Origin of the sequence: Terrabacter terrae, assembly GCF_039529575.1 — a bacterium.
Taxonomy (GTDB): domain Bacteria; phylum Actinomycetota; class Actinomycetes; order Actinomycetales; family Dermatophilaceae; genus Terrabacter; species Terrabacter terrae.
In genome coordinates this window covers 1-5,777 of record NZ_BAAANB010000227.1, presented here as the reverse complement: position 1 = coordinate 5,777, position 5,777 = coordinate 1, and the positions used below count along the sequence as shown (strand labels likewise).

Below are 5,777 nucleotides of genomic sequence, written 5' to 3'. Positions count from 1 at the left end.
GTCGACCTGCGCATCGGGCTCGACCTCGCGGCTCACGGTCGCAACCGTTCGGTGGACGTCATCTACTTGCTCTCCGGGGACGACGACCTGAGCGAGGCCGTCGAGGAGGCGCAGAGCCACGGCATGCAGGTCGTGCTCATGGCGGTGCCGGACCGGTCGGGCAAGCCGCACGCCGTGTCGCGGCACCTCATTCGCGAGTCCGACGACCTGATCGTGCTGGACGGCTCGGTCATCGACGACAACGTGCACGTGCGGCAGCTGCAGCCCGACACGGAGGTCCCTGTGACGGCGGCAGCTGGTGGCGTGGTGGTCCCGCTGCCGGGGCCACGCGCCGTCACGGGCCAGCCGGCGGCGGCCGTGCCGGCCGACAGCGTCCCACCGCGCGCTGCAGCCGCGGCTGCTCGGCCCACTCCCGCCGTCCTGGCCGGGAGCAAGGTCCCGCAGCGTCCGGCCGCCGCTGCGGGAGCCCAGGGTCGCCTCGTGTGGTCCAGTGCCAGCGACGGCGCCGGCAGCGCAGACCGCGGGGCGCCGGCTGCAGCCGTCGGCCAGCGTGAGCTCCAGGCCATCGAGGACGTATGCCGTGGGGTGGTCGCCACGTGGTCGATCACCGCGAGCGCCGACGACCGCACACGCCTGATGAGCCAGAAGCCGTTCATCCCGGGCGACCTCGACCGGGCCCTGCTGCTCGACCTGTCGTCCCGGCTCGACCGCTACGACGTGGAGGACCAGCTGCGGTTCATGCTGCGCGACCACTTCTGGCAGCTGGTCGGCGAGCTCACGGACTGAGCCGACAGCGGAAGGGTCCGGCCTTGTGCGGGTCAGTCCTTCTCGAAGGTGACCAGGAGGCCGTTCACACCGCCCGGCCCCACGCGCCCCTTGACGTCCACGGACGTGATCGCCTTGAGCGACCAGCCCTTGGAGCCGTACTCATTGAGGACATTCTCGAGCTTGTCACCCGACATCTTCCCGCCGATCATGCCCTCGCGGAGCTCGACGACCTTGTATTGCGGCATGGCGTTCCTCCCTGTCTCTGGTCCTTCGACCTTAGGGCGGATCACGACTCGGCCGCCGGAAACGCACAGTCCGCGAAGCAGCCAGCGGCACGAGCGGCACCGCGTCGAAGTGACGTTCGGGGCAGGTGGAGACTGGGCTGTGTCCATGGATGTGTCGAAGGGATCGCCGGCCGTGTCTGACAGCGAGACGTATGTGACGCCCAAGGTGGCGCAGCCCTACTGGGCCAGGCACGCCTACGAGGTGCTGGTCGAGACCGCGGGACGCTACAACGCCGTCATCACGTACTCCGACCTCGCCGAGGAGGTCCAGCGGCGGTCCTCGCTGCACACCAGGTCTGCGATGCGGAACTGGATCGGGGGCCTGCTGGCCGACCTCGTGAAGGTCAACCACCTGCGCGAGGAGCCGCCGCTCATGTCACTCGTCGTGCACAAGCAGGACGGGCAGGTGGGTGACGGCTACGACGAGGTGCTGCGGGTCTACGGCCAGGCGCCGATCCACGACCAGCTCGAGCGGGAGACCCACGCAGCCGCCTCGCGCCTGGAGTGCTACCGGCACTGGGGAGCCGACGTCCCTGCTGATGCGCAGCCGACCCTGACGACGAGGACGCGTGAGGTGCGTGAGCGCACCACTCGCGCGGCAGCGCCGGAGGTCCGCCGAGGAGCGGTCTGCCCGACGTGCTTCATGGAGATGCCGCTCTCTGGCGTCTGCACGAACTGCTTCTGAATGTGCGCTCCGTCGTGGGGTCAGCGATCAGGCGGACTTCGCCCCGTTTTCCTACCTAACCGAGTTCACACCGTGACCACGGGATGGAAGTAGTCGAAGAGGCTTGCCTGGATGGGCTCTTCGAACTTCAGGTGCATGCGCACAATCGGGAGGGGCTTCCCCCCGTCACCGGGCATCGTGGTCTCCTCGAAGTTCAGCGGTGTCGCGTCCCCCAGGTAGTAGAACAGCGAGCCTTCCGCGTCGTCCTTCTTGACGAAGATGCTCAGCTTGACGCGGCCTTTGACGATGTGGTCGACCTCGGCACTGGCCAACGTTCGCCGCGACCGCGAATACCAGAGCATGGTGGACTGGTCGAGTAACGCGTCCTCATAGGCGGTGCTCGAGGCGATGCCATCACCCTTGTGGAGGGTCACGAAGATGGGACAGTCCCCCGTCGCGACATCGGCACGATACCCATAGAGCGTCGACGTGTATTTGCGAGGCCAGCCCAGGATGCGGCAGACCTCCTTCCGCGAGTACTGCCGACCAGGCGTGAAGGCCCTGGTGGAGTCGTACAGCGAGGCGGCCATGGATTCGCCGGTTCTCACGAGGTCGTCGACCTCAGTGCGGAAGGGCCGGGAACTTCGATAGTCCCACCGAAACTCAGGCGTGAGAGCGACACCGCCACCCTCGAGGCGCTGCATCAATCCAACCGTGTAGCGCTTCTGGTCAGCCTCGGCGTGCTGCTCGAGGGTGAAGGTGTCGATGACACTGTCGAGGAGGCGCTCGGATGCTGGGTCGCCGTGCAACGCCAATACTTCCCGGGCGTCTTCACGTTCCAGCGACTCGGACTCGAGCAGCGCTTTCAGAAGGCGAGTCTCACCTAGTCGTTTGGCTGTGAGCATCTCGTGAGACAACAGCTCGAGTGCTTTGCCCTGCCGCGGAGACAGGTCCGACTTCTCCTTGAGTGCAGCTTGGACCAGGGCCGGGTAGTGCTCGCGCCTGGTTGCCAGAACGATCGGATCCGTCGACTCGAATCGCCAGAAGTCCCACAGGCGCGGCACGCCACCCACGCGGTCTCGCATCGCCATCAGCGCGAGACGCAGCTTAGGCATGTCATCGAGGCGGGTCTGGCTGATCGACGCCAAGACGCGCGCTTCCGCGACCTTGTCGAAACGTACGCTCGAGAGGCCTGCGACGACGCCGATCTCCTCTGCCGCGATCAGGTTCTGCCGGACCGACTCCTTGTTGAGAGATTCATCGCCGAAGAGCGCGATGGGGATGAGGTAGTTGTTCGCGTAGTTGCCAATGAAGTCGACAACGACGAGGTACTCCTTGCCGGGGGCCTTGCGCAGGCCTCGTCCGAGTTGTTGCACGAACACGATGGCCGACTGCGTCTGGCGAAGCATGACGACCTGGTTCACGGTCGGAATGTCGACGCCCTCGTTGAAGACGTCGACCGTGAGGATGTAGTCGAGCTCGCCGCGTTCGAGTCGCTCGACCACCTCCTCGCGGAAGGGAATGGAGTGGTCCCCGGTGAGCGCGACGGTGCGTAGTTGCTTGCCGTTCAGCTTCGCCTGGTTAAACGCTTCGGAGAGCTGTCGCGCCTCATCCTTGCGACTGCAGAAGATGAGGCCACGTGGCCGAATCCCGGCCTGCCCATAGGTCTCTAGAGCGTCGAGAACATGCCGGACGCGTTCTGGCGACGTCAGGCGCGTCAGGATCGTGAACTCGTCCGTGCTGGTTCCGTCCTCAAAGGAGATGTCAGCGATTCCGTAGTAGTGGAATGGCGTCAACATCTCTTCTTCGAGGGCTCTATTGAGACGTATCTCGTACGGGACGACATAGTCAAAGAGCTCATAAACGTTGAACCCATCGGTGCGCTCGGGCGTGGCGGTCATCCCGAGCATGAAGTCTGGCTTGAGGTGCTTGAGGACCTTGAGATAGCTGGCCGCGCCGGCTCGGTGGACCTCGTCGACCAGCACGTAGTCGAAGGCTCTCGGATCGATTGACTCAAGCGTGCTTGCCTTGGAGAGGGTTTGGATCGTGGCGAAGACGAAAGGCCGGTCGATCTGTTTCGATGCGCCAGCGAGCTTGCCGAAGTCGGTCAGTGGCCGATTGAGGACTCTGGCGTACTCCTGCATGGTCCGGTCCAAGATCTGCTCACGATGGACGATGAACAGCATGCGGTCTGGGTTGACGGCTCTGACGTCCAATGCCGAGAGGATCGTCTTTCCAGTGCCTGTTGCCGAGATGATGACCGCACGGTCGGCGCCGTCGGCGCGGGCCTCGGTAATGGCGGCAAGGGCCTCGCGTTGCATGCGGTTCGGCAGGACGGCCGGGCGCGCGGGAGGGAAACCGGCATCGGTGGTTTCCGCCAAGGCCGATGCTGCCGCTTGTTCCTGAATCTCGTCCGAACAGGTGGCGGGGACCAGCGTCGTCACGCCCGCCCGCCCGCTGAGGGAGCGAGGGGCTCGTGGCGGTGGTGCCTTGTAGGTGCTGGCGTATAGGTCTACCCAGTCCTGGGTGAGTGGGTCCGAATCCTGGATCTGCTTGTCCGCGAGCTGTTGAAGCTGCCTGCCAAGGTCGCTCGCGCGGGCGGCGGAAACCCGGAGGTTCCACTCATGATTCTTGACCAGCGCGGTCTCAGTGAGGTTCGAGCTCCCCAACATCGCCGTCACTGAGTCGCCGTGCCCGAAGACGTACCCCTTGGGATGGAACGCCGGGGATCGGTGGATCCGAACATCGATCCCGTGCCTCTGCCGGCGAAGGAGCTCGGCAAAGGCCGCAGGCGAGTTGAAGGCCAAGTAGTCAGACGTCACGATCCGTCCCTGGCCCTGGAACTCGAGCAGGTCGGTCAGCAACAACGCGACTGCGCGCGGGGAGACAAAAGCAACCGAGAACAGGAAGCTGTCGCATGTCGAAAGCTCCTCGCGAATGACCCGCAGGGCGGTGTTATCTGCGTCGTTGCAGACAAGCTGCGGATGACGTCGACGTGGCGCTACCCGTTCCGTGCCGAGATAACCGAACTGGACGTCGAGGGAGAGGTCGCCCAGCCAGTTGAAGTCAGTGGCCATGTGTCAGGTCACGCCTTACGCGCTCAACCGCGGGGATGTCGGCCGGCGCCCAAAGCAAGCTCTCCATCTCGCCCGGGGTGCACCACCTGACTTCGTCATGGTCGGTGAGGTGAGGCTCCCCGCCCAGCAGGTCGCAGTAGAAGGTCGTCAAGACAATCGTCCCGAAGTCATACTCGTGTCGCGTGGATTCAACTTGAGATCCAACGAGGACTTCGCAGCGAAGCTCTTCGTCGATCTCGCGGACAAGAGCCTCTCGCGGACTTTCTCCCAGCTCCACCTTGCCGCCCGGGAACTCCCAGCGACCTGCCAATCGCCCTGACGCTCCTCGCCGTGCGCACAGAACGCGCCCCTCGGACCGAATCACCGCTCCCACCACTGGGATGACCGACTTCTCCACGTTCACCCGGCCGAGCTTAGGAGGTTCCCGCAGCAGGGCATCAGCGGCTCGCGGTAGCGCGTTTTCCTGCCGGCCCGCGTCCTCACCCTTTGGGCGGCCGCCGCGTGACGGGATCGCCGAGTCCACTGCGAGCAGGGCCGCGGCACCGGCGAGGTCACGAGGCTTGTGCGCGAAGTCGACACCAGGCCCGCAGGAGGATGCGGGTAAGACGAGGCGAACGAGGGCAACACCTACGCAGTTACCGAGGTGCGGAGCGTCCTCGCCGCTACCCGCGGTAGCCGCTCGCAGACGACTCCAGAGACAATCACGAGAAGTCCTGGTGCTCCACCGTCCAAGGATCACCAGCCGTTACGACGCAGAAGCTGCGGATCCCGATGCCCCCAAGGTGAGCGCCCACCAGCGCGCTGAAGGCGCGAGCGAAGTCCACAGTCGCCACGCCGGGAAGTCCAACGAGGCGCCGGCTGTCCCACGGGCTTCATCGAATCGCCGCTCTCCGCCGTGTGCGTCAACTAGCGAGTGAGCCTGCTGGGTCCAGACCTATTGTGGCGCCCACTTCGCCCAGTAAGGGCGCCCCTCACGCCCACCCT

General features: G+C 65.2%; 5 protein-coding genes. 2 read left to right on the top strand and 3 right to left on the bottom strand.

Features of this window, described 5'->3' with window-relative positions:
- The coding region (locus ABD194_RS21375) for an NYN domain-containing protein (RefSeq protein WP_343995293.1) at positions 1-786 on the top strand (786 nt) is incomplete at its 5' end.
- A gap of 32 nt (positions 787-818) precedes the next feature.
- Here the strand turns inward: ABD194_RS21375 and ABD194_RS21370 are convergent.
- Positions 819-1,013 carry a DUF4177 domain-containing protein gene (locus tag ABD194_RS21370; protein ID WP_343995291.1) on the bottom strand — a complete coding sequence of 65 codons (195 nt, stop codon included), beginning with the start codon at positions 1,011-1,013 and terminating at the stop codon, positions 819-821.
- Between the two features lie 172 nt (positions 1,014-1,185).
- Here ABD194_RS21370 and ABD194_RS21365 point away from each other — a divergent pair, with 172 nt between their 5' ends.
- Complete coding sequence (locus tag ABD194_RS21365) at positions 1,186-1,737, top strand: hypothetical protein (RefSeq protein ID WP_343995289.1); 552 nt, start codon at positions 1,186-1,188, stop codon at positions 1,735-1,737.
- A gap of 65 nt (positions 1,738-1,802) precedes the next feature.
- Here ABD194_RS21365 and ABD194_RS21360 read toward each other — a convergent pair whose 3' ends face one another.
- Both ABD194_RS21360 and ABD194_RS21355 read right to left on the bottom strand, forming a co-directional pair.
- Positions 1,803-4,793, bottom strand: coding sequence for a DUF3427 domain-containing protein (locus ABD194_RS21360; RefSeq protein WP_343995287.1), 2,991 nt, complete (start codon positions 4,791-4,793; stop codon positions 1,803-1,805).
- Positions 4,783-5,157 (bottom strand): (deoxy)nucleoside triphosphate pyrophosphohydrolase, encoded by a 375-nt coding sequence (locus ABD194_RS21355; RefSeq protein WP_343995295.1) that lies wholly within the window; start codon positions 5,155-5,157, stop codon positions 4,783-4,785. The genes ABD194_RS21360 and ABD194_RS21355 overlap by 11 nt, the downstream gene beginning before the upstream one ends.
- Positions 5,158-5,777 lie beyond the last annotated feature (620 nt).

What these genes read in the sequence shown, in the direction of transcription:
- ABD194_RS21370 (WP_343995291.1), bottom strand. Translation starts at nt 1,013, where the DNA reads ATGCCGCAATACAAGGTCGTCGAGCTCCGCGAGGGCATGATCGGCGGG.
- ABD194_RS21360 (WP_343995287.1), bottom strand. Translation starts at nt 4,793, where the DNA reads ATGGCCACTGACTTCAACTGGCTGGGCGACCTCTCCCTCGACGTCCAG.